This window comes from Bradyrhizobium sp. JYMT SZCCT0180 (genome assembly GCF_018130165.1).
Classification (GTDB): domain Bacteria; phylum Pseudomonadota; class Alphaproteobacteria; order Rhizobiales; family Xanthobacteraceae; genus Bradyrhizobium.
Genome location: NZ_JAFCLZ010000006.1, coordinates 211,992 through 238,023 on the forward strand (window position 1 = coordinate 211,992; position 26,032 = coordinate 238,023).

At 62.6% G+C, this 26,032-nt stretch carries 24 protein-coding genes; 18 read left to right on the forward strand and 6 right to left on the reverse strand.

The genetic code is table 11. From position 1 onward, the window contains the following. Positions 1–855: 855 nt before the first annotated feature. A complete protein-coding gene (locus JQ641_RS11075) occupies positions 856–1,533 on the reverse strand; it encodes a DUF599 domain-containing protein (RefSeq protein WP_211995991.1) in 678 nt (225 codons plus the stop codon). Between the two features lie 161 nt (positions 1,534–1,694). On the opposite strand from JQ641_RS11075, the gene JQ641_RS11080 reads away from it, so the two are divergent. The 4 genes from JQ641_RS11080 (at position 1,695) to JQ641_RS11095 (ending at position 4,529) form a co-directional block, all read left to right on the forward strand. After that, positions 1,695–2,351, forward strand: coding sequence for a glutathione S-transferase family protein (locus JQ641_RS11080; protein WP_211995992.1), 657 nt, complete (start codon positions 1,695–1,697; stop codon positions 2,349–2,351). Positions 2,352–2,626: 275 nt separating this feature from the next. Then, entirely contained in the window at positions 2,627–2,830 is a 204-nt protein-coding gene (locus tag JQ641_RS11085) for a hypothetical protein (protein ID WP_192733742.1), read from the forward strand. Positions 2,831–3,014: 184 nt separating this feature from the next. Continuing rightward, positions 3,015–4,052 carry a hypothetical protein gene (locus JQ641_RS11090; RefSeq protein ID WP_211995993.1) on the forward strand — a complete coding sequence of 346 codons (1,038 nt, stop codon included), beginning with the start codon at positions 3,015–3,017 and terminating at the stop codon, positions 4,050–4,052. Positions 4,053–4,091: 39 nt separating this feature from the next. After that, the gene (locus JQ641_RS11095; protein ID WP_211995994.1) at positions 4,092–4,529 is read left to right on the forward strand and encodes a DUF1489 family protein; all 438 of its coding nucleotides are present in this window, start codon (positions 4,092–4,094) and stop codon (positions 4,527–4,529) included. A gap of 33 nt (positions 4,530–4,562) precedes the next feature. Here the strand turns inward: JQ641_RS11095 and JQ641_RS11100 are convergent, their stop codons facing one another. Beyond that, the gene (locus JQ641_RS11100; RefSeq protein ID WP_211995995.1) at positions 4,563–5,336 is read right to left on the reverse strand and encodes a hypothetical protein; all 774 of its coding nucleotides are present in this window, start codon (positions 5,334–5,336) and stop codon (positions 4,563–4,565) included. Between the two features lie 79 nt (positions 5,337–5,415). Further along, positions 5,416–6,267, reverse strand: coding sequence for a pantoate--beta-alanine ligase (gene panC, locus JQ641_RS11105; RefSeq protein WP_211995996.1), 852 nt, complete (start codon positions 6,265–6,267; stop codon positions 5,416–5,418). 329 nt (positions 6,268–6,596) lie between these two features. On the opposite strand from panC, the gene JQ641_RS11110 reads away from it, so the two are divergent. From JQ641_RS11110 to JQ641_RS11125, 4 genes are all read left to right on the forward strand, one after another. Further along, positions 6,597–7,520, forward strand: a complete 924-nt coding sequence (locus tag JQ641_RS11110; RefSeq protein WP_211995997.1) for a division plane positioning ATPase MipZ — start codon at positions 6,597–6,599, stop codon at positions 7,518–7,520. A 575-nt stretch (positions 7,521–8,095) separates the two neighbouring features. Further along, positions 8,096–8,980 carry an alpha/beta fold hydrolase gene (locus tag JQ641_RS11115; RefSeq protein ID WP_211995998.1) on the forward strand — a complete coding sequence of 295 codons (885 nt, stop codon included), beginning with the start codon at positions 8,096–8,098 and terminating at the stop codon, positions 8,978–8,980. A gap of 109 nt (positions 8,981–9,089) precedes the next feature. Continuing rightward, complete coding sequence (locus JQ641_RS11120) at positions 9,090–9,854, forward strand: VWA domain-containing protein (RefSeq protein ID WP_192733734.1); 765 nt, start codon at positions 9,090–9,092, stop codon at positions 9,852–9,854. A 67-nt stretch (positions 9,855–9,921) separates the two neighbouring features. Further along, positions 9,922–10,650: a DnaJ domain-containing protein gene (locus JQ641_RS11125; protein ID WP_211995999.1), complete on the forward strand. Its 729-nt coding sequence runs from the start codon at positions 9,922–9,924 to the stop codon at positions 10,648–10,650. Positions 10,651–10,902: 252 nt separating this feature from the next. Here the strand turns inward: JQ641_RS11125 and JQ641_RS11130 are convergent, their stop codons facing one another. After that, on the reverse strand, positions 10,903–12,747 hold the full coding sequence (locus JQ641_RS11130) for a D-alanyl-D-alanine carboxypeptidase (protein WP_211996000.1): 1,845 nt from the start codon (positions 12,745–12,747) through the stop codon (positions 10,903–10,905). A 397-nt stretch (positions 12,748–13,144) separates the two neighbouring features. On the opposite strand from JQ641_RS11130, the gene JQ641_RS11135 reads away from it, so the two are divergent. Further along, a complete protein-coding gene (locus JQ641_RS11135) occupies positions 13,145–13,483 on the forward strand; it encodes a phasin family protein (RefSeq protein WP_192733731.1) in 339 nt (112 codons plus the stop codon). A gap of 88 nt (positions 13,484–13,571) precedes the next feature. Here the strand turns inward: JQ641_RS11135 and JQ641_RS11140 are convergent, their stop codons facing one another. Then, positions 13,572–14,930 (reverse strand): TadE/TadG family type IV pilus assembly protein, encoded by a 1,359-nt coding sequence (locus JQ641_RS11140; RefSeq protein WP_211996001.1) that lies wholly within the window; start codon positions 14,928–14,930, stop codon positions 13,572–13,574. Positions 14,931–15,440: 510 nt separating this feature from the next. Here JQ641_RS11140 and clpS point away from each other — a divergent pair. Both clpS and clpA read left to right on the forward strand, forming a co-directional pair. After that, on the forward strand, positions 15,441–15,773 hold the full coding sequence (gene clpS / locus JQ641_RS11145; protein ID WP_192733729.1) for an ATP-dependent Clp protease adapter ClpS: 333 nt from the start codon (positions 15,441–15,443) through the stop codon (positions 15,771–15,773). A gap of 271 nt (positions 15,774–16,044) precedes the next feature. After that, complete coding sequence (gene clpA, locus JQ641_RS11150; RefSeq protein WP_211996002.1) at positions 16,045–18,459, forward strand: ATP-dependent Clp protease ATP-binding subunit ClpA; 2,415 nt, start codon at positions 16,045–16,047, stop codon at positions 18,457–18,459. A gap of 78 nt (positions 18,460–18,537) precedes the next feature. Here the strand turns inward: clpA and JQ641_RS11155 are convergent, their stop codons facing one another. Next, positions 18,538–18,894 (reverse strand): PilZ domain-containing protein, encoded by a 357-nt coding sequence (locus JQ641_RS11155; RefSeq protein WP_211996003.1) that lies wholly within the window; start codon positions 18,892–18,894, stop codon positions 18,538–18,540. Positions 18,895–19,169: 275 nt separating this feature from the next. Here JQ641_RS11155 and JQ641_RS11160 point away from each other — a divergent pair, with 275 nt between their 5' ends. The 7 genes from JQ641_RS11160 (at position 19,170) to JQ641_RS11190 (ending at position 26,005) form a co-directional block, all read left to right on the forward strand. Then, positions 19,170–20,405, forward strand: a complete 1,236-nt coding sequence (locus tag JQ641_RS11160) for a tetratricopeptide repeat protein (protein WP_211996004.1) — start codon at positions 19,170–19,172, stop codon at positions 20,403–20,405. Between the two features lie 167 nt (positions 20,406–20,572). Further along, a complete protein-coding gene (locus tag JQ641_RS11165) occupies positions 20,573–21,502 on the forward strand; it encodes a tetratricopeptide repeat protein (RefSeq protein ID WP_211996005.1) in 930 nt (309 codons plus the stop codon). A 782-nt stretch (positions 21,503–22,284) separates the two neighbouring features. Then, positions 22,285–23,256: a lytic transglycosylase domain-containing protein gene (locus tag JQ641_RS11170; RefSeq protein ID WP_211996006.1), complete on the forward strand. Its 972-nt coding sequence runs from the start codon at positions 22,285–22,287 to the stop codon at positions 23,254–23,256. Positions 23,257–23,258: 2 nt separating this feature from the next. Next, a complete protein-coding gene (locus tag JQ641_RS11175) occupies positions 23,259–24,260 on the forward strand; it encodes a phosphotransferase (RefSeq protein ID WP_211996007.1) in 1,002 nt (333 codons plus the stop codon). A 105-nt stretch (positions 24,261–24,365) separates the two neighbouring features. Further along, the gene (locus JQ641_RS11180; protein ID WP_211996008.1) at positions 24,366–24,797 is read left to right on the forward strand and encodes a nuclear transport factor 2 family protein; all 432 of its coding nucleotides are present in this window, start codon (positions 24,366–24,368) and stop codon (positions 24,795–24,797) included. A 105-nt stretch (positions 24,798–24,902) separates the two neighbouring features. Next, positions 24,903–25,640, forward strand: a complete 738-nt coding sequence (locus JQ641_RS11185) for an AzlC family ABC transporter permease (protein WP_349628534.1) — start codon at positions 24,903–24,905, stop codon at positions 25,638–25,640. Next, entirely contained in the window at positions 25,637–26,005 is a 369-nt protein-coding gene (locus JQ641_RS11190; RefSeq protein ID WP_211996010.1) for an AzlD domain-containing protein, read from the forward strand. Before JQ641_RS11185 ends, JQ641_RS11190 begins: the two co-directional genes overlap by 4 nt. The last annotated feature ends 27 nt before the right edge of the window (positions 26,006–26,032 follow it).

Below are 26,032 nucleotides of genomic sequence, written 5' to 3' on the forward strand. Positions count from 1 at the left end.
TTCGGGATGCTTAGAAGCTTATTTCAAATCGTATCGAATATCGGGGTCCTATCGGTAGACCGTCGACTACCCCGCCGGCCCGACGGGCAAATCACTTCCGATTGTCAGAAGTCATGTCAAGTCAAAAGTTTCTGAAAATCAACAATATTTCTGTTGTCGTCCGACCCAAATCAGTGCGCATCTATCGCCATCCCGTCCCACTCAGAGGGGCGTCGGCCGTCGTCACGACGAGGGGCGGGTTGCGGTGGACGTTGAGGTTGCGATGGACGGTCGTGGCTGAAGCGTACGGCAAAAGCGTGTGGTCCTGGCGCCCGTAACGGCGTCAAGTCTTTCGGGAGCCAACGCTTCCGAGGGGCGACGGTGGCAATAGAGGCCGTCTCACCGGGGAGAGCGCGTCATAAGCCGTAAAGCCATTGCGCAGGGAATGTCGGATGTTCTCCGCTGCCCTGTATGCTCATGTGCAGCATTCTTATGCACAATCGCACATGAGACCGCGGGTGCAGCGCGCATCCGGCATTCCCTGCGCCCTCTGATTGGAGGGCAAGGAAATTACTGGCATAGCTCGGGCGCAATGCGTCGCGAGATCGCTAACACATATTCAGGTGTCGTCACCCGCCCGAGTGCGCAATTGCGCACGGGGGGCGGGTGACCCAGTATTCCAGAGACAACGATGATTGAACCGAGAAGCCGCGGCGTAATGGATCCCCGCCTGCGCGGGGATGACAGTATTGGGCGGAGCCGCTCTGTCAGCGTCATTGCGAGGAGCGAAGCGACGAAGCAATCCATCCCTCTGCAGGCGGCGCGATGGATTGCTTCGCTTCGCTCGCAATGACGTGGAGAGAGCTCCTGTTCCCCTCAGCTCCCCATCGCCTTCCACGCATTGGACGCAAACTGCCGGCGCCAGGTGACAATCACGACCATCGCTGTCGTGACGAACAACACCCATGGGCTGACGAACCAGCCGAGATAGCCGAGCGCAAAGAAGAACGAGCGCTGGCCGCGATTGAAATGCTGGCCGGCGGATTCGAACAATCGGGTGGTGCGGATGACATGGGCTTCCGCCTCGGGGGTGCCTTTTTCCGAGGCTGGCGGCATCGCGCCGAGCAGGATGGCGACATAGTTGAACAGGCGATAGGACCAGGAAAACTTGAAGAAGGCGTAGATGAAGATCAGGATCAGCCCGACGCATTTAATTTCCCACAAAGCGGGCGAGGGGCTGAGATCGATCGGCAGCGCGCCCAGCACCGCCAGCGCATCATTGGTGGCGCGCAGCAGCGCCAGCCCGCCGCCGATCGCGATCAGGCTGCTGGAGGCAAAAAACGCCGTGCCGTTCTGCAACGAGGCCATGATCTGCATGTCGACCATGCGGGTTTCGCGATCGAGCAGGTTTCGTATCCAGACCTCGCGATAGATATGCATGCGGGCGGACAGGCTGTCCCGGCCGTAGGCGGTACGTTCAAGGGTGAAGGCATAAACCGTCCACTCCACGACGAAGAACGTGATGGCCGCGATATCGACCCAGTATCCGGTCATGCTGCATTCCCCGTCGTCGTCGCTTGGTCACGGCATCTAGGTTTGACGCGTTTTCTTGACGCGAACCGGTGCCCACTTCGCTGGAAAACGCGCCAGATGTACAGGTTGAATGTGCGCGGCGCACTATGCCATGATGGCGTCCCCAACAGGATTTCCCGCAAATGTTGAAGCTCGTCATCGGCAACAAGAACTATTCGTCATGGTCGATGCGGCCGTGGCTGGCGCTGCGCGCCAACAACATTCCGTTCGAGGAGGTGGTGATTCCCCTGTACACGGACAACCCGGCCGACAAGGCGCGCATCCTGAGCTTCAGCGAAGCGGGAAAGGTGCCGGCGCTGATCGACGGCGACGTCACGGTGTGGGATTCGCTGTCGATCATCGAATATCTCGCCGAAAAATTTCCGCAAACCAAACTGTGGCCGGAAGACCGCGCGGCCCGCGCCCATGCGCGCTCGATCTCGGCGGAGATGCATTCGGGCTTCATGGCGCTGCGCAACGAATGCGGCATGAACCTGCATCGCCCGATCCGTGCGGTTGCGCTGTCGGATGACGCGCAGGCCAATGTGGCGCGGATCCAGGCGATCTGGGCCGAGTGCCATCAGCGCTATGGCAAAGCGGGGCCGTTCCTGTTCGGCGCCTTCTCCGGCGCGGACGCGATGTTCGCACCTGTCGTGCATCGCTTCCGTACCTATGCGATTCCGATCTCGGCCGGGTCGCTGTACTATGTCGATGCGATGGAGGCGCTGCCGGCGTTCCAGGAGTGGACCCGCGACGGGCTGGCCGAAACCATGCTGATCGACCGGCTGGAGGCGATCTGAGGCGGGCGGCGTTCGGCTCGTCCGGTTCAAACAGTTCTGACCGCACCGCCTTGGCTGTGGCGGGGCCCGGGCGAGGGGAACTTGCGGCCGGAATAGCGGCTATGCAAATTCCCCCAAATGGGCATTTAACGTACTGAAATATCTATAAAATATCCGTTTTCGTGAGGTCCCGATGTTGCTGGCTTTTTGGGCCTTTGGTGTGCTAGGTTGACGCAGGGTTCTCAAGTCGGCCGATCGCTAGCGGGACAACTAAGCGCCGCCGACAATCTTGCGTGATGGAGAGGGCGTTGAAGCACAAGTTCACCGTTGGAGAGACTGTCTATTTCACTGCCAGCAACGTTGCCCGACCGGCCGCCAGCGGCACCTATGAGGTGATCCGGCTGCTTCCGACCGACGGTGACGACTGCCAGTATCGCATCAAAAGCTCGACGGAAGCCTTCGAACGGGTAGCCAAGGAAAGCCAGCTTGCGGTCTCCTGAGCCGCGTGCGGTCTCCCGAGCCGCGCTTGCGGTCTCCTGAGAGAGCTGTGTGCAAACCAGCGGTTGACGCGGTTCCTTATCGCTCGCCGTCAAAAGGCCCGGTTCGCAGGACCATTCTGTCGGAAGTGAATGCGGGCAAACACGCATTCACTGATCGCGTTATGCTGCGTGAGGGACACCGCGCATGAGCTGGGACTGGGCTGCTTCGCTGGATCAAATCTGGCGCACACCGACCTTTCCGATGTGGCTGACGCTGGCCGCGGCGGGATTTTTGGGAATCATCGTTCTGATCACGCTGCTGCGCGCGGAGAAATCCGTGGCCAATGGCGTGCTGACGGTCATGACGCTGCTCGCGATCGTCGCTGTCGCAGCGACCATCCGCAGCTTCGGGCCGGATGGCGCCGTCTCGTCCGCCGGGACCCGTGTGGCTTCGGTCAGCGCAGCGTTGCCGCAGCTCTCTTGTATCGACGATCTCGCCGGCGATGCGGTCCTCAACGCCTGCGAGAAGACGCTGTTCGGGTCCGCCGACTCGGTCGCTGCCGCGGTCACCTATGCGGCGTCCCAGATCACCCGCCTGACCGGGCTCGGCGATGCTGCCACGGCCGACAGAGCGACGAGTTCCGATCTGCAGGCACTGCGCCGCGCCGTCGAGCGCGACCGCTACGGGCTGATGGCCTATGTGCTGATGGCGCGCGACCATTGCACGCCGGCTGCATGCGCGGCGTTCGCCGCGCTGGCCGACAAGCGCCAGGTCGTCGCCAATATGGATGAGCGTCTCTACGAGAGCCTGATCACGCGCTATGCGCCGTCATGGAACGCGCCGCCCCTGGCTGCGACATCCCCGGGGCTGCTCGCGGGGCTGCCGCCGTCGGTGCCCACCGGCAAACCGACCAATGCCGAGTTCCCGAGTGCGGCCAATACTCCGGCGGTCAACATCATGACGCCGGAGCCCACCAGCGCCCCGGCGATCCGGTCGGCACCTGCGGCTAACGGCGCAGCGGCGCCGCGGCCGGCCGCGGCCGCAGCACCAGCCGCCGCTGCCCCAACGGCCGCGGCACCAGCCACACCAACCGCGGCAGCCTCGCCAGCGCTGGCGGCAGCCAAAAAACAACCGCCGGCGCCGAAACGCACACCGGCCGCGCCGGTCCAGCTGTCGCCGGCACCGGGGGCGCCGGGAGCACCGACGGTGTCATCCACAGCTGCGGCGCCCGCCAACGAATGATCGTTTTCAAACGGCGCGGAGCCCGCTAAACCCGGATCCATGCCGCTTCATCTCATCAAGCTCGCCGTTGGCTGCGAGTCGGTCAAAGAACTCAAGGGCTGGGTTGCCGAACGGATGGCAACCGCCAAGAAAAAGGGTTTGCCGCTCCGCCATATCCACGTCACCCGGATGACACCGAAACGCGACGAGGAACTGCTTGCCGGCGGTTCGCTCTACTGGGTGATCAAGGGAGAGATCGCGGCGCGCGAAAAGCTGATCGCGATCGAGCCGTTCCGCGACAAGGACGGTATCGGACGCTGCCGCCTGGTGATGCAGCCCAAGGTCATACCGGTATCGCCGCGGCCGATGCGCCCGTTCCAGGGCTGGCGCTACCTGACCGAGGACGGCGCGCCGGCCGATCTCGGCAAGTCCGCTGCGGTCGTGGCGTCGATGCCGGAACCGATGCGGCGCGAATTGCGTGACCTCGGGCTGCTTTGAGGCGGGATCAATTCGGCCGTCCGCCGACACGCGTCACAGGGACGCTGCGGTGACGAGATGCAGCCGCATCCAATCGGACGGCGGCAGTTCGATCCGGCGGCGGACGGAAGAGGTCTTGTCGACGATGTCCATCAACTCGGTCTCAATGCCCATCTGGCGCATGTAGACGCGGAACATCTCATCATACCGTGTGGTCAGGCCGACGCGTTCGTCCTTGGAAAGGTTGGGCGCCATCCGGTTATAAACGTAATAACCGGTCAGCATGATCCGGGCACCGGCCGGTAGCGTGCGATGGACATCGCCGGCCAGGATCAGCACGCAAGAAAAATCGCAGGAATCCTGGGGGAGCTTGAGCTTCGCATCGAGCGGCCCGCCGAGGCGCTTGAGCGCAAAACAGTCGGCCTCCGGTTTGCCCCGGCACGCTTCGACCTCGGTCGGCCCCATCGTGGCATCGATGCCGCGGCTGCGCAGGATCCTGCCGAGACTCATCGCGACAATGACATCGGAATCACCCCGGGTGTGGATCACGACAGGCAGCTTGCGCCCGGCGGTCCTGTCCAGAATGTTGATCAGCCGCTTGTGGGTATCCCACAGCACGGTGCCTTCGGCGGCGATCCATTCCGAGCAGCCCGGCCCACAAGCGCCGACCGTGCCGCGCGCGACGTAGAAGATCATGGCATCGGGCAGTTGGCCGATGCCGCCGACCGGCGGTCGATCTGGTGTCGGCGCCTGAGCCTGGGCGAAACCGGCTGCGATCATCGTCAGCAGTCCGCCCAATATCGCCGTAGCTATCGATCGCGCACCCATGCTGGCAGTCCCCCCGCTATCCCCATGGACATATTTCACGCAGAGGTTGCTCCGCGCAAGTGGGGCGGGGTTCGGCGGCCTAAACCGCGATATTGTCGATCAACCGCGTGGTTCCGATCTTGGCGGCGACCAGCATCCGCATCGGACCGTCCTTGAGCGAAGCGATCGGCGCCAGCGTTTCGGCGTGGCGCACCTCGAAATAGTCCAGCGCAAAACCCGCGTTCTCGATCAGCTCGGCGCCGGCCTGCATGACGGCGTCGACAGGCTCGCCGGCGCGCAGGCGCGCCGCGCTTTGCTTCATCGCGCGGTAGAGCTCGGGCGCCGCCTGGCGCTGTTCGGGCGCGAGGTAGACGTTGCGCGAGGACATCGCCAGCCCGTCGCGTTCCCGCACCGTGCGCGATCCGATCACCTTGACGGCGAGATCGAGATCGCGCGCCATCTGCGTCACCACCCGCAATTGCTGAAAGTCCTTTTCGCCGAAGATCGCGACATCCGGCCGGCACTGGGTGAACAGCTTGCCGACCACGGTGGCGACGCCGCCGAAGAAATGAGGGCGGAAGCGATCTTCCAGCCCGGCGGTGGCCGGACCTTCGGGCACGATCCTTGTGGCGAAGCCCTCCGGATACATCGCCTTGACGTCCGGGTTCCAGATCAGGTCGACCTTCTCGGCCGCGAGCTTGGCGACGTCGGACTTCCAGGTGCGCGGGTAGGAGCCGAAATCCTCCGTTGGCGCGAACTGGGTCGGATTAACGAAGATCGAGACGACGACTTTCTGTGCGCGGCGCTTGGCGAGCCGAACCAGCGACACATGACCGTCATGCAGCGCTCCCATGGTTGGCACCAGCGCGATATCAGCCTTTCTGGCGCGAAGGCCATCAAGGGCGCGGCGCAATGCGGGGACGGTACGGACGACCATGGGGCTTCGCGGCATCTGTTCGATCTCTTGCACGATGTCTTGGGATGAGGGGGCTGTTGGCCGCAGCCTCTTGGCGGGCGATGCGACCTTATAAGGCCGAGGCATCGCCGCCAAGGTGATCAACCTGTGCAACTCATCACGGCAGTCCGACGTAGCTGCATGGGTCATGTATCGCAGAGGGGTCGGCGCGTGGAAGCGTGCGCTCGATCACAGATGAACGCGACGTCGCCAAGCGGATTCATGATTAAGGCAGGCACACAGTGATTTAAAAGTGTTATCGCGCATTTTGCTTGACCACAGTCGCGCGTGATTTGAAGATATCAAACGGGGGGTGGGGTTGAGTCATGTTGGTTCAGGCTAGTCAGGGTCAGTCCGGTTCGGCGCACGTCGTCGTGCTCGGCAACGAGAAGGGCGGTTCGGGGAAATCCACCACCGCGCTGCATATCGCTGTCGCCCTGATGAAAGCCGGTCAGCGCGTCGCCACCATCGACCTCGATTGCCGCCAGCAGAGCTTCACCCGGTACGTCGGCAACCGCACCGCCTGGGCTCGCCGCACCGGCCTAGGCCTCGAAATTCCCGTGCACTTTTGCATCAAGCTCGGCGAGACGATGCAGATCGCCGACAATGAAAATTCCGAGTTCCAGCAGTTCATGGAAGCGGTAAGCACGGTCGAGCGCGCCTTCGACTTCATCGTCATCGATACGCCGGGGTCGGACTCCTATCTGATGCGCCTGGCCCATTCGATGGCCGATACGCTGGTGACGCCGATCAACGACAGCTTCCTGGATTTCGACGTGCTCGGCACCGTCGACCCCGCCACCTACTCGGTGACCGGCGAAAGCCACTATGCCGAGATGGTGCGCGACACCAGGCGCAAGCGCCGCCAGCTCGACGGCGCTTCGACCGATTGGATCGTGGTGCGCAACCGGCTGTCGATGATCGGTTCGCGCAACAAGCAGCTCGTCGCCGACAGCCTGAAGGATCTGTCGTTGCGGCTGGGCTTCCGTTCGATCGACGGCCTTGCCGAGCGGGTGGTCTACCGCGAATTCTTCCCGCGCGGGCTGACTGCGCTCGACGACATCGATGAGGCCACCCTCGGCACGCGGCCGAGCATGGGCCATGTGACGGCGCGCGAGGAGGTGACGAGCCTGCTCCGCCAGTTGAAGCTGCCGCTCGACGAGCGCGGCCGGCGGCGGGCCGCCAACCGCGCCGAATGGTTCAGCCAGGTCGACAAGCCGCTCGAAGTCCACGACATCCTCGGCGCCTGATCAAGGCACTTGATCCTCGGCACCTGATCGCCGCGGCCTCAGCGCGATCTCGGCGGCTCGATCACCGTCATCCGGAACGGACCAACCGCGCGACGTGAAAGTTCTTCGGCGCTTCATGGGAAGAAGAGGCGCGGCGGCGTCTCGGCCGGCCAGAAATCCCTGAGCTATCCGAGGAAGGGGCGGCTGAAGCTGGAATATGCGAGCTTCCAGGCCAATGACGATCCGGCGCCGAAGCTGATCATCTATACCGCGGGCTGAATCCAGTGGTTTTCCGGGATTTCCAGGGCAGACGCGGCGTGCGAAACAAGGGAACCAATTGCCTACAACACCGTTTTCATTAGACTTTTATCGATCAGTCGAACCGAAGCCTGGTTGGGGCCGTCATATATAGGCAAATAGGAAGTGATCGCCGGCTAGTGAGCAGCTGCACAATGGATGGGTGCATCGCACAACGATCAGGCGGTCAATTCACAACATTTGGACTTTATGTCACGCCGCTGTGACATATATCATCAAGAACGAGGCCGAAGAGTCTCGAACCGACATCGCCCCTACAGGGGGCCCCGAGGACGCCGATGAAACGTGGAATTGCCGTTCTGCTTTCACTTACCGTACTGGTTGCGGTCGCGTACTTTACCGCGAGCAAGTGGGCGATCCGTCACGAGACCATCGCCTTCCATGATCCGGCGCGGGACAATCGTTTGGTCGCGGTGAATATCGCCGTTCGGCGCGACAAGGAAATGCAGGCCAATGCCGGCATGATCACGCTGCCGGTTGCGATCATCAATCACGGCAACACCGTCAAGCATACCGAGTACTCGTTCCTCTCCAACGCGTTCGCTGCGCGCGGTTATCTTGCGGTCAGCCCGCAGCATGATCTGCCGACCGATCCGCCGATGGTGACCAAGGTCGGCGAACTCTATGTCGGCCGTCTGCCGCAAATTCAGCGCGGCGTCGCCAACATCCATTTCGCCATCGAGGAAATGAAGAAGGTGCTGCCCAACGCCGACTACGCCAGGGTGACGATGGTGGGGCATTCGATGGGCGGCGATATCTCGATGTATTTCGCCAAGCAATATCCCGACGAGATCAAGAAAGTGGTGACGCTGGACAATCTGCGCGTGCCATTCCTGACCGACGGCAAGTTCAAGATCCTGTCGTTCCGTTCAAAGGACACGCAGTTCAAGCCGGATCCGGGCGTCGTGCCGGATGACGACCAGTGCGAGAAGGCGGGTATTACGGTCGTGAACACCGGCTATCAGCACAACGATATGCGCGATACCGGGCCCGACGCGGCAAAGTCGTCGATCCAGACGATGCTCGACAAGTTCATCGCTGACAACACCGACAGCAGCGTGCTGAAGCCGGTGCCGACCAAGGTGCCGGATCCGCTCGTGAGCAATCCGGGACCGGTGCCGCTGGCGAGCAACCCACCGACCATCAAGTCGGCGACCAACTAACGGTTCAGCTGTCAAGCTGCCGCTGCCTGATCCCGGCCGATCACGACCGGGTGCATTGACGCCCCGTATGGACAGTCCCACATAGAGCTTGCTTTAATTGCGAGCGCTCATGGCCGGCGAACCTACCAAACCGAAATCTTCCGCCGACGTCTTTGCGGCGCAAAAACCTCAATCGCGCAGCTCTCCGTTGCCGGAAGCCCGGCCCTCGGCGGCCGAGGACATCGCTGCCTTTGTCGCCAAGGCTCGCGCCATGTCGCCGCACCGGACCGGCGCGAAGGGCAGGCTGGTGTTCGCGCTCGACGCCACCATGAGCCGGCAACCGACCTGGGACATGGCCTGCGCGCTGCAGGCCGATATGTTTCGCGAAGCGGCGTCGCTCGGAAGTCTCGACATTCGCCTGGTCTACTACCGCGGCCTCAATGAGTGCCGCGCAACGGGATGGATCTCCGACTCGGCGCAACTCGCCAAACTGATGACCAAGATCGATTGCCAGGGCGGCAATACCCAGATCGGCAAGGTGCTCTCGGAAGCCCGCCGCGAGGCGGTCGCTTCTGCCGTGCGCGCCGTGGTGTTCGTCGGCGACGCCATGGAAGAGTCGGTCGACGACCTCTGCGCCAAGGCCGGTGAACTCGGCCTGCTCAAGGTGCCCGTGTTCATGTTCCAGGAAGGCCACGACGTTGCGGCCGAGCACGCCTTCCGTGAGATCGCGCGCCTCACCGGCGGGGCATGGTGCAGGTTCGATCCCGGCGCCGCGGCCCAGTTGCGCGAGCTGTTGCGAGCTGCGGCGGCCTATGCCGCCGGCGGACGCGAAGCGCTGCTGCGGCTGTCGAAGACCGGAAGCGGCGCGGCCAAGCTGATCGGCCAGATGAAATGATCGCCAGCTGGGTTCTTCAGGTGCGGATCGCCATGCTTTTTGCCGCCGGGGCGACTATATTGGGCCCATGCCAACCCTGATTGCCGGTGTCGTCGCCGTTGTCCTGCTTTATTTGCTGCTGCAGATGTTTCGTGCAGCCAATCCGGTCGTGCTTGCGCGGCTGCTCAAGATCGGCGGTGGCATCATCGCGCTGGCGGTCGCGGCCTTCACTGGGCTCAGGGGCGAACTGGCGGTGGCGATCCCGCTCGGCATCTTCGGAGCGGGACTGCTCGGCTGGTCGCCGTTCGGCCCGTCGGGCTTCAGCAGTATCGGCGGGATCTTCGGCGGCGGCGCGCAGCGCTCGCCCGGACAGACCTCGCGCGTGCGATCGCAGTTTCTCGACATGAGCCTCGATCACGACAGCGGCGGCCTGTCGGGCCAGATCGTCGACGGGCCCTATGCCGGCCGTTCGCTCGACGAGTTCGACCTGGTGCAGCTGACGACGATCATGTCCGGCTTTGACGCCGAGAGCGTAGCCTTACTTGAAAGCTATCTGGACCGCCGGTTTCCCGCCTGGCGTCAGAACGCGCAGGGCGACGCGGCAGGGGGGCAGCGACGCGCGCCGCCGAGCGGCAAAATGACGGACGAGGAGGCCTATCAGATCCTTGGCCTGCAGCCGGGGGCGGGGCGTGACGACATCAGCCGGGCGCACCGCGCCCTGATGAAGAAACTGCATCCCGATCAGGGGGGCTCGACGTACCTCGCCGCCCGTGTAAACGAGGCCAAGGATACTCTGCTTCGCGCGCATCTCAGCTAACTCCGGCAAACGCTACCAAACGCTACAAACCGAGAGCTGCCGCTGCCCTATTCTCTGGTTGATGCCCCGTGTCGCCCGCCGTTTTCCGGCGTGGTCGATCCTTCATTCCGGAAAACTTAACCGTAAATTCTTGACGAGAAGTTTGCGCAGGTTCGATTTGCCGCCAGCGACCGAACGACGTCTGCAACTGTGCTCTGGAAACAACAAAGCCGGCGCTTGCGGCGCCGGCTTTGCGAACCAGAGAGAAATGGGTCAGTTACGAACGGTGATGCAGGAGATGTCGGCGCGCTTCAGCGCCTTGCAGACCGCCTCGGCCTGCTCGCGCTCGAGGCCGGCGAAGCGGGCGCGGAACAGCTTGCGATTATCCTTGGCAACGACCTCGGTAAAGGAGTCAGCCTTGCCGAGCAGGCCACGGGCCTGATTGCGTGCCTGGTCGAGGCGGGCGCGGGCTTCGCTTTCGCTTTCCAGCGCGCCCACCTGGATGATCCAGCCGGTATGGGTAACGGCGGCCACGGGCTTGATGGCGCCGTTCTGCTGGACGGTCTGTGGCTGGACATAGGCGAGTGTCTGCGCGGGGGCAGACGGCACGCTGGAGGCGGGCAGCACGCCGAGCACGCCATGCCCGGTACCGTGATTGGCGGGCTGCGGCGGCAGTTCTGCACGGGCCATTTCGGGCCTGATCGCCTCGGGCTTGACGGCCTCAGATCGAGGCTCGGCCCGCGCCACGACGGCGCTGGAGGTCTCCGCCACTTCCGGGCGGGAGGGCGCAATCGTGCTGGTGATCGGCGGGGCAACAGGCTGGGAGGGGCCGGCGGAAGCCAGCTTCATCGCGCCGGCCTTGACCTGAACCGTCTTGACCTTGACCGGCTTCATCGGCTCGGCCGAGCCGGGGATCGCCGATATCGCCTGGGTCTGAATCACACCGCTGGTCAGCGGGGCCGGTTCGGGCTTGGCCTGCGCCGTGAACTTGGACTGTTCGGGTTTCGGTTGCGGCGCCGGCAGGGCGGCTGCGGCTGCAGCCATCAGCGACGGCTTGGCCGGGGCAACGCTGCGCGTCACCTGCATTGCGGCCATGCTGGGCTCGGAGGCGGCGGCGGCGTTGTTGGCCTGGACCGCCTCGGTCGGGCGCGGCGTGCTGGCGACTTCGGCCACCTCGACGCTGGCCTCAGCGGAATTGCGTTCGGTGATGGCGGCGGCAGTGCGGGTGGTCGCACCCTTGTCGAGGTTTTCCGCGAGCAGGGTGCGCATGGTGGCGTCGCGCGATCCGCCGCTGCGGCCGCCAAGCACCACGCCGATCAGATGGCGGTTGCCGCGCCGCATCGAGCTGACGAGATTGAAGCCCGACGCGCGGGTGTAGCCGGTCTTGATGCCGTCGACGCCTTCGACATTGCCGAGCAGGCGATTGTGATTGCGGATCGACTGGCCGCGATAGGTGAATGAGGTGGTCGCGAAATAGCGATAGTAGCGCGGGAAGCGCTCCTGGACCGCGCGGCCCAGCGTTGCCTGATCGCGCGCGGTCGTGAGTTGCTCATCGTTGGGCAAGCCGTTGGCGTTGCGATAGACGGTCTTGCTCATGCCGAGCGAACGCGCCTTGCGCGTCATCAGCTTGGCGAATTCGTCTTCGTCGCCGGCAATGGCTTCCGCGATCACGACCGAGGCGTCGTTGGCGGAGCGCGTCACCAGTCCCTTGATGGCATCTTCGACCTTGATGGTCTGGCCGGGCTTCAGGCCGAGTTTGGTCGGGGCCTGCTGGGAAGCATACGCGGACACTTCCATTTCGGTGTCGAGTTTCATCTTGCCGCGCTCGAGCTGCTCGAACAGCAGATAGAGCGTCATGATCTTGGTCAGCGAGGCCGGACGACGGAGGGCGTCGGGATTGTTGGAGGAGAGCGTGGCGCCGGAATTGCCGTCGACGATGATGGAGGCGAATTGCGGGCTATAGCTCGCGCGCGCCACGTGGTGCGCGGTATGGTGCTTTTTGCGGTAGCGGCGGGCTTCCGCGCTGTCGCTGGTGTAGATGACCGCAGAGGTGAGAGTGACCAGCCCGAGAACGCAAACTCGCAATGTGCGCGAGGAAGCTAAGGTTGTACGAAGCATTTACTTCCCCGTCCCAATTTCTATCTTGATCACCGGTTCGTGAGGCGAAATTGTGCCCATCGGCCCGGTGACGCTGCCTGTTCGAAGCGGTTAGCCTGGTTGCAATGTGGCCCCGGCTGGCCGATCAGGTCGCTGTTCTAGCTAAGGTGTTGTTCACAAACAGCTTTCAGGCTGTCTGTCGGAAGGCGAACACGTCCGGGAATCAGGTTAGGCGGCGCGAGTTTCCAAAAGGTTAAGTAACCGTTGCGTAACACTCCGGTGTTTGGCGTTAATCGTCGATATTTGTGCGACGCACAAGATTCCTTGACAGTCATTGTGCGGTGCACTATAAGGGAGGGGTGGTCAGGGAGCCGGGACCTCCCGGCGATTTACATTCAGTCTGGGAAAGGACTCCAAGATGGTCAAGGTTGAAGACATTCAGAGCTACGGAAAAGAGCATCTCGAAACGGTCGCCGCGTCCGCGAGCAACCTGCAGAGCGGTGTTCAGGCGATTGCGACCGCCTATGGCGACTACGCCAAGAAGTCGTTCGAAGACACCAAGTCGTTTGTTGAAAAGCTGTCCGGCGTGAAGTCGGTGGACAAGGCGATCGAAGCCCAGACCGAATTCGCCCGCTCGTCCTACGAGACCTTTGTCGCCGAGTCGCAGAAGATTGCCGGCCTCTATACCGATCTGGCCAAGCAGACCTTCAAGCCGTACGAAGGCCTGGTCGCGAAGTTCGCTCCCGCCACGAACTAATTTTTGCGCTGTAGCAAGACAAAAAGCCCGGCCGTTACGGCCGGGCTTTTTTCGTTTTGCGTTGCTGTCCTGCCGGTTGTGGCGGCGATTATTTCGCGACGCGCAGCTTGGAGAGCGACGTGCCGATCGCACTAAAGGCCGTCGCGATCTGGCTCGAGGACGTCACGGTAGAGAACTTGTCCAAGCCGCTGGCGCAATACTGCAGGACGGAGGAGGTCGGATCGCCGCGGGTGTTGACATGCATCGTGTAGATAATGACGCCGTTAGCCTTGGCGTTGTCGCATTGGATACGCTGGCGGGCGTCGATGGCGCCATTGTATTGAACTTGGCCGTTGCCGTATGACGGCCAGCGATCCTGGGTGTTCAGACCGTCGGACATCACGATCAGCACCCTCTTGTATTCGTAATTGGGATCCTCAGCTGGAGCATTGAGCGGCACGCCCTGGCTCAAGGACTGCCATCCCCAGGCGATGCCGATCGGCTGGTTGGTGCCGCCGTTCGGGGTCAGCGCGTCAACCTTGGATTTGGCGGAGGCGAAGTCGGTCGTCAGAGGCAGCAACTGCGCGGGGCAGGCATCGTACTGCTCGGCGTAAAACTTGGTTGCGGGATCGGAAGTCGGCGTCGTGTTCTTGGTGTCGTAGTCCTGGTCACGGTCGGTCACGCAGCCGTTCCAGGTATCGTGGTTCTTCGCCGTCCAGGTCCTGCCGGCCGATTCACAGGAGCTTTTTGTAGGGTAGTTCCCGGAGTTCTTGCCGCTGCACTTGCCGTTCGCAGCCTCCCACTCCGACCAGTTGATCCACGACTGCTCGTAGTTGCTGGCACCGACATTGACGTCCTTGGCGAAGGGAACGACCGAGATGTAGACGTCGCCTGTGTTCTTGGCGAGGGCGCCGATCTGGTCGATCAGGGCCTTTGCGGCCGGCTTCATCGCCGTCATCTTGCCGTCTTGGTCCATCGACCCCGTGACGTCGAGCGCGAGCGCCACGCGCATGCGCACGTTGCCCCAGAGCGAGGTTGAACTGGTGTCGAAGCCGATTTGCGGGAAGCCGGCGACCTTCATGAACTCCGTCGGCACGTTGCCGGAGCCAATGATCTTGATGGTCGAGCCTTTGCCGGTGTTGGCGGTATATTCCGCCTTGACCGTCACCTCCCTGGCATCGGGGTAGGTGTAGAGCGCCTTGAAATAGTCCTGCGCCTTGGTGTTGATGTCCGAGGCCTTGATGGTTCCGTCCGACAGGTCTTTCGCCACCATCAGGGCGGTCGAATCGAGGGCAGCCTGCATCGACGACCGGGCGCTGTTGGCACGGGTATAGTCGATCGCGGCGCCGACGAAGCTGATGATCGGGACGGCGGCGATGGCAAACAGAACCGCGATGTTGCCCTGATCGGCCCTGGCAAAACGCCCGGCGGCCGTACGCACCCGACTGAAAATGGCTGTATTGAGCATGGCTCTCACCGAAATAGTGGTTTCTAGCGGTATTTCGGCCTGGGCCGCTAAACAGGTGGTAAATTGGTTCCCGCAAAAACGGGTCAAAGCCCATGTATCGGGAAACCGGCGGCCAGAAGTGCCTCCTATGCTCAAGGACCGCTAAACGGGCAGGGGCCTTCCTTTGTCAAATCCGCCAGAAACGATTAACCTTGCCTGGATTGCCGGACCGGGATTCGGGGCCGGTTGCGGGCGCGGCAGGGCAGCGTTGATGCGCTTGCGGTGGTCTGCAACTGGACCCATATTCCAATAGCCGATCCGCCGCTGGATCGGACCGGGAGCGGCGATCTGGAAAGCGTTGCTGGGTGCCTTGTGGTGGTCGTCTTGGGGCCTACGCGAGCGTGCGACGACGCGCTGTCCGGTTTCCCATAAGGATTTTGGTCCGGAATGTCGAACGCCTGAGCCATGTTGCAGTTGAACTCCAAAGCCTGTTTGTACGCGCCGGCCGCGACCGCCGTCTCTGCTCCCCGGATGAGCAATGACGAAAACCGCAATGCGGGGACGAACGGTCCGTCGACGTCGGTCATCACCAAGGTCAAGCCGAAGACCAAGCGCCCGAATCTCTATCGTGTCCTGATCCTGAACGACGATTACACGCCGATGGAGTTCGTGGTTCATGTGCTGGAGAAGTTCTTCCAGAAGGACGCGGAAGCCGCCACCAAGATCATGCTTCATGTCCATCACCACGGGATCGGTGAGTGCGGCGTGTTCACTTACGAAATCGCCGAGACCAAAGTGACGCAGGTGATGGATTTTGCACGCAAGCATCAGCATCCCCTGCAATGCGTGATGGAAAAGAAATAGCCGCTGCACCAGCCTCGACCGGCTAAAAGGCGACCGGCTAAAAGGAACGGGTCTTGCATTGTTCCGCCCCGGAGGAAGCAGGCGGCAACCCAGTAGTTTTTCGGGTTGGTACTCGTGTCGCGGTGGTGCGAAAGTTTAGAGAAAAACCACTGTTCACGGGACCTGTCTTTCGCCACGATCGTGCGTAACTATATGACGCGGGACGACGAAGGTTGTTGTTGCCTGACCGGGTAATGGCGATCATGATGACCGGGGGCCACAGAGGACGAGAATGCCAACTTTTTCCCAAAGCCTTGAACAATCCCTGCATCGTGCGCTGGCGATTGCAAACGAGCGGCATCATCAATACGCGACGCTCGAACATCTGCTGTTGTCGCTGATCGATGACTCGGATGCTGCCGCGGTCATGCGTGCCTGCAGCGTCGATCTCGACAAGCTGCGCACCAGCCTCGTCAATTATCTCGAGACCGAATTCGAAAATCTGGTGACGGACGGAGCCGACGACGCCAAGCCGACCGCCGGTTTCCAGCGCGTGATCCAGCGCGCGGTGATTCACGTCCAGTCGTCCGGTCGCGAAGAAGTGACCGGCGCCAACGTGCTGATCGCGATCTTCGCGGAGCGCGAAAGCCACGCCGCCTATTTCCTGCAGGAGCAGGACATGACGCGGTACGACGCGGTCAATTACATCAGCCATGGCATTGCCAAGCGTCCCGGTGTTTCCGAAGCGCGGCCGGTTCGCGGCGTCGACGAGGAGACCGAGACCAAGGGCAACGAGGACGCCAAGAAAAAGGGCGAGGCGCTCGATACCTACTGCGTCAACCTCAACAAGAAGGCGCGCGACGGCAAGATCGATCCCGTCATCGGACGCAATTCCGAAATCAACCGGGCGATCCAGGTGTTGTGCCGCCGGCAGAAGAACAATCCGCTGTTCGTCGGCGAAGCCGGCGTCGGCAAGACCGCGATCGCCGAAGGCCTTGCCAAGCGCATCGTCGACTCGGAAGTGCCGGAAGTGCTGGCCGCGGCGACCGTGTTCTCGCTCGACATGGGCACGCTGCTCGCGGGCACGCGCTATCGCGGCGATTTTGAAGAGCGGCTCAAACAGGTTTTGAAGGAACTGGAAGCGCATCCGAACGCGATCCTGTTCATCGACGAGATCCACACCGTGATCGGCGCCGGCGCCACCTCCGGCGGCGCGATGGATGCATCCAACCTGCTCAAGCCGGCGCTGGCATCGGGCACGATCCGCTGCATGGGCTCGACCACCTACAAGGAATACCGCCAGCATTTCGAAAAGGATCGCGCGCTGGTGCGAAGGTTCCAGAAGATCGACGTCAACGAGCCGACGGTGGAAGACGCCATCGCGATCCTCAAGGGCCTGAAGCCCTATTTCGAGGACTACCACCGGCTGAAATACACCAACGAGGCGATCGAAGCCGCGGTGCAATTGTCCTCGCGCTACATCCACGACCGCAAGCTGCCGGACAAGGCGATCGACGTGATCGACGAGTCGGGCGCGGCGCAGATGCTGGTGGCCGAGAACAAGCGCAAGAAGACCATCGGCATCAAGGAGATCGAGACCACGATCGCGACCATGGCGCGGATTCCGCCCAAGAGCGTATCGAATGACGATGCCGAGGTGCTCAAGCATCTCGAGCAGACCCTGAAGCGCGTGGTGTTCGGCCAGGACAAGGCGATCGACGCGCTGTCGGCGTCGATCAAGCTGGCGCGTGCCGGGCTGCGCGAACCGGAAAAGCCGATCGGCTCCTACCTGTTCTCCGGTCCGACCGGCGTCGGCAAGACCGAAGTGGCAAAGCAGCTCGCGGCGTCGCTCGGCGTCGAGCTGATCCGCTTCGACATGTCCGAATATATGGAGCGGCACACGGTGTCGCGCCTGATCGGCGCGCCTCCGGGCTATGTCGGCTTCGACCAGGGCGGGCTGCTGACCGACGGCGTGGACCAGCATCCGCATTGCGTGGTGCTGCTCGACGAAATCGAGAAGGCGCATCCGGATCTGTACAACGTGTTGCTGCAGATCATGGATCATGGCCGGCTCACCGATCACAACGGCAAGCAGGTCAATTTCCGCAACGTGATCCTGATCATGACCACCAACGCGGGTGCAGCCGACCTCGCGCGCCAGGCCTTCGGCTTCACGCGCAGCAAGCGGGAAGGCGACGACCACGAAGCGATCAACCGGCAGTTCGCGCCGGAATTCCGCAACCGCCTCGATGCCATCGTCTCGTTCGCCCATCTCAATGCCGATGTCATCGGCATGGTGGTCGAGAAGTTCGTGTTGCAGCTCGAGGCCCAGCTGGCCGATCGCGACGTCACCATCGAATTGTCGGAGCCCGCCAAGGCCTGGCTGATCGAACATGGTTACGACGAGCAGATGGGCGCGCGTCCGATGGCGCGGGTCATCCAGGAGCACATCAAGAAGCCGCTCGCCGATGAAGTGCTGTTCGGCCGGTTGAAGGGTGGCGGTCATGTCCGCGTCGTGCTGATCAAGGACGAGGCGGAAGACAAGGACAAGATCGGCTTCGAGTTCGTCGAAGGACCGGTGACGCCGAAGCCGGAGAAGCTGCCCGGTGCGCGCAAGCGCGCCACGCCGCGAAAGCCGAAATCGGGTCCCAATGGCGGGGGCGGCTCCAATGGGCCGGCCTCGCGGGGGCCGCTGGTCAAGGTCTGAGCGGCTCTAACTGCTATGAATTGAAAAAGCCGGCGGGTGACCGCCGGCTTTTTGCTGGGCTGTATCTAACGGGACGGGTCAGCGTTCGCCGAGCAGTTCGTTGATGCGGCGCTGAAGCTGCCGCTTCTTGATTTCGCTCTTGCGCAACCGCTCCTCCAGATCGGAAACCGGCGGGGCGGGAGTTTCGCCGCTAAAGGCAAGACCGACGAAATTATCGCGCCACCACACCACCTTGGCGAGGAAGGAGCGGCCTTTCCGTGCGATGCGAAGCGAGATCTGTTCCTTCGGAAGGTCCATGGTGCTACTGAATTCGACGCTGGCGCCCTTGTCGGAGATGTTGCGGACGATGCATTCACGGCTCGCGCCGTTCTCGCCGATTTCCGCGACGCCGCCGTAAATCACCTTGTCGCGCGCGTTCTCGCGTCGGTCCTGCATCGATATCTCCCGATCAAAGGAAGACTTTTACGCCGCTTTATCGGCCGCGAAAGGCTTTGGCCGCCAAAAAGCGCCGTTAACGTAAACCAACATCGGCGCGATGGCGGCGATTCAGGGCCGTGCGGAGCCCTGAGCAGATCGCCCGGACAAAAGTCGCCTCTGAAGCAGGCTAATCCGCCCGAAACGCGAATTGGATAAAATCCGGAATATCTCCTTGGCCTTATTTTATCACCTCAAGCTGTACCTCTGCTTCCGTTCAACGACGGGAGGTTGGTATGTTTCGGCGCGGTGGTATCGCACTCTGGGTGCTCGTCGTACAGCTAGCCTCAGGTCCGTCGCTCGCGGCTGACCAATGTTCGCTGGAACTCCTGCAGGCCAACGCGGCCCGGGCTGCCGAGGCCTGCACGTCGGTACTGAATGCGGACGAGACCACGACGGCCTCCCGGGTCGCTGCCCTGAAGATCCGCGGCCGTGCCATGCAGCGTTTGGACCGCTATCCCGATGCCATCGCGGACTATGAGACGGGTCTGCGGATCGCACCGGATGATGCCGAACTGCATTTGCGGCGCGGATGGACAGCGTATGACGAACTGCTTCGTGGAGGAGGATCTTATTTCGATCCGGGGCTTCAACCTGCGCTTGATCTCGCGCTCAAACAGGCCACTCAGGCGTTGAAGCTCAAGCCCGGCTACCCCGATGCTTATTTTCTGACGGGTGCCGCGCTTACAATGGCCGGTCCGGACAGATTTGCTGAGGCGAAGGCGGCTCACGATGAGGCGATACGGTTGGACCCGAACAACCCGGCAATGTGGTTCGGTCGCTTGATCATGCTGGAAAAAAATCGTCGATTTCACGAAGCGATTGAGGACGCTGACGTTATCCTCCGGCTGCCCGCAGATCTGATTACCAAACCGCGGGCGGCGGAATCCTATTTGAAGTCGACCACCCACCGCATCGCAACAGCGATAAAGCGGGCCGAAATGCTAAGGAAGCTTGGACGGACAAACGAGGCTTGGCAGGCTTATAATATGGCGGCCGAGCTTGATCCCGATCCGATCACATACTCCCGGCGTGCCGAATTCAGGCTGTCGCAGATTGGTTTTTTTCCAGGGATGCCACCGCCACCCTTGGATGCCGTTCAGGCCGATCTTGATAAAGCGCTTGCACTCGATCCTGATTATTGGGTGAGCCACGAGCAGCGGGGGCACCTTCTTGTTATCCGTGAGCAGTACGACGCGGCCGCCACGGAATTCGCCCTTGCTCTCAAGCAATATCCCGAGAACGGGGGCATGCGCTGGTCCTACGCGATGGCACTGCGAAAACTCGGACGAAGCGAGGAGGCGGCAGGGGAGGGGATCACGGCCTTCCGGATGGACCGCGGTTTCATGTTTCAGAAACTCGGCATGTTGAGGAGGCTCGGCTATCTCGCGGCCATTGCGCCGGATGCAGATCCGCGCCCGGCGATCATGGACGCGGCTCGCGCCTGCATGTTGGACGAAAGGTGCGGCTAATGAGGCAGCTTAGGTCGATCGGATGCTACATAGCCATCGTCATGGCCGGGGCATGCGGGTTTGCGCCGGTATGGGCGGCCGGTTCTCAGGAGCCAGAGGCGGGGTTCATTGAGCCGCGCAATAGTCCTTGCTTGCTCGCCAAATATAACGGGGGCCAGCCGTGCAAATTGCCGGAGCTCGCCGCGGGCGGCGATATCGCGCAGCAGGCGGCCGCGCGCCTCAGCCGTGCCCGGTTCTACATTGACATGGCAGACAGGCAGAACGCGTTCGTTGAGGCCGATGAAGCGCTGAAGCTTACCCCTGACGACGTCGATATTCGTCATCTCGTCGCGCGCCTGGCGATGTCGGCGGGGAACAACGCCCGCGCCGACCGCGAATTCACAATCGCGCTGCAGCAACGGCCTGACGATGCGAACATTCAGGCGTCCAACGCGACGCGTTTGCTGCTTACGAGCGAAACACAAGCGTTGCGCGCGTTCGACAAGATCGTTTCGGCGCATCCCGAGCATCGCTATTCCCGAAGATCGCGGGCGCAACTGTTGATCAACGCGGGACGGGCTGGGGATGCGATCGCCGATCTGGATGTCCTGCTCGCGGAGGACAGTCGCGATCCCAATCTGCTCGCGCTCCGCGGCAACGCCAACATCAGAGCGGGTAACGCGTGGCAGGCGGTGGCCGACTTGACCGAAGCGCTCAAACAGGATCCGGGACGATACGATCTGGTGAGCGCCCGGGCTATCGCAAACGAAATCCTTGGCGACGACAGCGCGGCGCTGGCTGACTACGACACGCTTCTGGGACCGATCAGCGGCGGCCCGCCGAAATACGCGATCGGGGGCGACGAGCTTGCGAAGTTTCGAATGCAGCGGGCATTCGTCTCCGTTCGGCTGAAGCGGTTCGACGATGCGGCGGCGGAAGCGGTCAGTGCCTTGGCGGCGGGCGGTCGCCGCTCGTTCCTGCGGGCGCAAGTCTTTCTGCGTCAGAACGGCTTTCCGGAAACCCCGCTCGACGGTCAGTCGTCGGAGGATCTCAGAAAGGCCATGCAAGCTTGCATGGGCCTGAATTCCTGCTTCGAGAAGATCAGCGGCTCACTCTAGGGGTAAGAATATGGTTGGACGCGTCTCAATATCCAGATTGCTATCGATTGGGTTTGTGCTTGCTGGTGCCGTCAATGGACCATCGTTCGCTGAAGGCGCCGCAATCGAATCCAGATTGAAGGGGGCCTACGCGCCCTGGTGCGCGAAACACGGGTCGCTGTGCATCAGTCGGGCAGACGATCCCGCGATGACGAACGGCTCGTTCAAGCATTTCGAGACAACCTATCGCACCGCCACGGCAACCGGACCTGCCAGCGCCGTCCAGATCAGCGTTGCGAGATCCGAGCGCCGGTAAGGCTTGGAAAGCAGCAGGACACCCGGATCAAGCCGGATCGCCGCGCCCCGATACGACGTGCAGCCAGATCAATTCGGGTTCCCACAAAAGGCAAATTCCGTGCGGAGCGTCGATCGACGTATTCAGGGGACGCTCGAAGAATGCCATCATGCCTGTCGCCGTCAGCGATTGGTTGTGGTTGGCTTTCGGGATTGACTGATTTCGGGGCCAATTGCCTCGCGGTCGGCAATTTCGGCTCGTATTCCCGGCGCGCGCGCGAGGCCGTGATCGTCGGGCGGACGAGTGGTTCGTCGTCAACGGTGGCAGGCCAGATTTGACCAGTCTTCCGCAAGGGTGGAACGCACGCGTCAATTTGCTCGCGCGAATTGCAGTTGATCGGATTTTTCCACGAATCACTGAAACTGCTTGAAATATTTGGGCTAAGTTCCTCAATTGTCGGGGTCGTAGTACGGTGGGAACAGGTCGAAGGCTTCGCACTGGATTGTGCATGTTGGCGACGCTGGCGTGCCTGGGGCAGGCTGCCGCCGAAGACACAACATCCGCGCCGACCGATGCGGCGCGGCCAGGCGTCGAGGAACCCGTAAAACAGCCAGACGCGACGCCGCCAGACGCGACAGCTCCAGAGAAGCCCAAGGAGACCGCGCGCGAGAGCGATACGCGCGAGGCGCTGTGCCTGATGGTGGAATCGGCGGCGAGGGCGGCAAACCTGCCGCTGGAGTTCTTTGCGCGCGTGATCTGGCAGGAGAGCCGGTTTCAATCCGATGCGGTGGGGCCGGTGACCAGGAGCGGGCAGCGCGCGCAGGGCATCGCGCAGTTCATGCCGGGAACCGCGAACGAGCGGCGGCTGCTCGATCCCTTCGATCCCGTGCAGGCATTGCCGAAATCCGCCGAGTTCCTCAGCGAGTTGCGCGACCAGTTCGGCAATCTCGGCTTAGCTGCGGCGGCGTATAATGCCGGCCCGCGGCGGGTGCAGGAATGGCTCGCCGGCACCGGATACATGCCGCAGGAAACCCGCAACTATGTCGTTGCCATCACCGGCTCGACGGTCGAGGAGTGGGCGACCGCGGGACGGAACGGCAAGATGCCGGAAGCCGCACCAGCCTCCAGTTGCCGCGAACTGATGGCCTTGCTCAAGCGCGCGCCCAATCCCTTCGTGACGGGCCTCGAACAGCGCATCACGCTCTCTGCCGCGAAATTGTGGGGTGTGCAGCTCGCTGCTGGCTTCAACCGTGACAAGGCGCTGGCCATGTATGCGCGCGCGATGAAACGGCTGAGTGCCGTGATCGGCGACCAGGATCCGAGCCTGCTCAGTTCGGTGATGCGCAGCCGCGGTACGCGTGCCTTCTACCAGGTGCGGATTGGCGCGGACACGCGGCCTGCGGCCGATGATCTGTGCAACCGCATCCGCCGCGCCGGCGGGGCGTGCTTTGTGCTGCGAAACAGGGGCGTGCCGGGGTGACCATGAGCAAAGACGGTTTCGACGTGTTCTCGATAACCCATCGCGAGACCGCGCGCTCGGCGCTCGCCGCCGCTTTTGGCTCCGCTCCGGTCGGCGCGATCACGGCGATGACAGGCGGGGCGACGACGGCATCGGTCTATCGTGTCGAAGTAGGCCAACGGCGCTATTTGTTGCGGATCGAGGGCGAGCCAAGCCCGCTGCGCAATCCGCACCAATATGTCTCGATGCGCATCGCGACCGAGGCGGGGATTGCCCCTGCCATCCGTTATCTCGACGAGGCGGCCCGCGTCGTGGTGATCGACTTCATCGAGCACCAACCGCTGAAAACCTATCCGGGCGGGCCGCCCGCACTGGCGCAGGCGCTGGGAGAGCTGTTCTCGCGGCTGCAGGCCACCTCGACCTTTCCCTATTACGTCAACTATGGCGACATCGTCGCGCGCCTGTTTGCACATGTGCGGGGGACCGGTCTGTTTGCCGCCGGCATGCTTGATGCGCATGTGGAGCGTCTCGAACTGCTCCGGGAAGCCTACGACGCAGGCGCGTCAAGGCTGGTCTCCAGCCACAACGATCCCACCCCGAACAACATCCTGTTCGATGGCGAACGGCTCTGGCTGATCGATTGGGAGTCAGCCTGCTGCAACGATCCCCTCGTCGATGCGGCGATCGTGCTCAATCAGTTCGCGCGTTCTCGGGAATTGGAGGATGTGCTGCTGAAGGCCTGGTTCGGCCGCGCGCCTGACGCGGCGCTTCGTGCCCGGCTGGCGTCGGTCCGCGCGCTCACCTGCCTTTTTTATGCAGGCGTCATGTTCAGCGCGTCGGCCGCGGCGTCATGGGCGAAGGACGACACCGATCTTTCCGTCCCAACTCCCGAGCAGTTCCGCCTTGCGATCGACGAAGGACGGCTCACGCGCGGTGCGGTCGGGACCCGGCACATTCTCGGCAAGATGTATCTGGCGTCATTCCTGTCTGGTGTTGCTGCGCCGAAGCTCGAAGGCGCGGTCTAGCAGCGGCTAAAATTCACTGGGTGAATGGCGACTATACGATCGATCGATTGGACGAATAGACCCCATCTCGGGCATGTCAGTTGCACCCCGCAACGGAGAATTCAGATGGGAACCATCGAGAACAAGGACACTATCCGGCGCATCTATCAGGCGCTGGAGACCGGCGATCGCAGCGTGTTCGGCGCGTCCGTGCACCCCGACTATGTCTGGCGCTTTCCGGGCCACAGCAGCTGGTCGAAACGCTTTTCTGGTCAGGAAGAGGTTCGTACCAAGCTGCTGAAGCCGCTGTTTGCGCTGTTCGCGACCGAGTATCGGGCGCAGGCCATCAATCTGGTCGCCGAGGGCGATTACGTCGTGGCCGAAGTGCGCGGCGACGTACAGACCAAGAGCGGCCAGCGCTACAACAACGAATACTGCTTCGTGTTCAAATTTCGCGGCGACAAGATCGCCGAGGTGGTCGAATATTGCGATACCGATCTCGAGGAGCGCGTGCTGGGCAATTACGATGACGCCGTCAGGCTGATGGCGGCGTCGTAGGGCCACGGACGGGCGGCTGCATGCCAGCCCTGAGGCGGCCTCGCTTGACGCCGCCTTGTTTCACCGCCGTTATGCCTGCCAGGATTCACCCCCGGCCGGCGATACGTGGCGCTCCCTCCGCTCGACTCTGTGACATGGCAAAGCCCGTTGCGCACCTTCGCATTGGGTATGCGCTCGGTTGCAACGACGGTTTTGACGCTGGTGCTGTTTGCGACCTATGTCGGCATCGGTGCGCTGGCGCATGACAGCCATTTCAGCCTGGGGTGGGTGCTCGGCAGCACGGTTCTGGTCTGGGCGGGCCCGGCGCAGATCATCCTGATTACGACGCTGGGCTCCGGGGCAACGGTGGTGCAGGCCGCGATCGCGGTCGCCGTCAGTGCCATCAGGCTGTTTCCGATGGTGGTGTCGGTGCTGCCGACCATGCGGACAGCAGGCACCAAGCGTCGTCATCTCGTGCTCGCGGCGCATTTCATTGCCGTCACGCTGTGGGTCGAATGCCACCGGCTGTTGCCGCTGGTGCCACGCGAGCGGCGCATCGCGTTCACGCATGGGCTCGGCTGCGGACTTCTCTTCGTCTGTCTGGTCGCGACCACGGTCGGGTACGGCCTGGCTGCCAACCTGCCGGTGCTGTTTGCGGCAGCGATCCTGATGCTGACGCCGCTGGCGTTCCTGCTTTCCACCGCGCGCAACTGCCGGCAGATTTCGGACGTGCTGGCGTTGGTGCTTGGGCTCGCGCTGTATCCACTTGTCGCGACGCTGCAGACCGGCGTCGACATCCTGATCTCTGGCATATCGGCCGGCACGATCGCCTACGGCGCGCACTGGTGGCGGGCGCGCGCATGAGCGATTGGCTCGCAAACTCGCTCAGTAGTTTTTTTGGTGACCCCCACGCGCTGCTGGTGCTTGTCATCGCGGGTTTCCTGCCCAACGAGGTCTGGCGCATGCTCGGGCTCTGGCTCGGCGGCGGCGTCGACGAGGGCTCGGAAGCGCTGATCTGGGTGAGGGCGGTGGCGACCGCGATCCTCGCCGGCGTCATCGCGCAGATCCTGGTGCAGCCACCGGGCGCGCTGGCGAGCGTGCCGGACTGGCTGCGTTACGGCGCGGTCGCCGCGGGCTTTGCGGTGTTCATGCTGACGCGGCGCTCGATCTTCGCCGGCGTCGTTTCGGGCGAGGTTGCAATGGTGGCGGGAAAATGGTGGCTCGGTTGATTGCAGCCGCCGCATAATCCGGTAGTG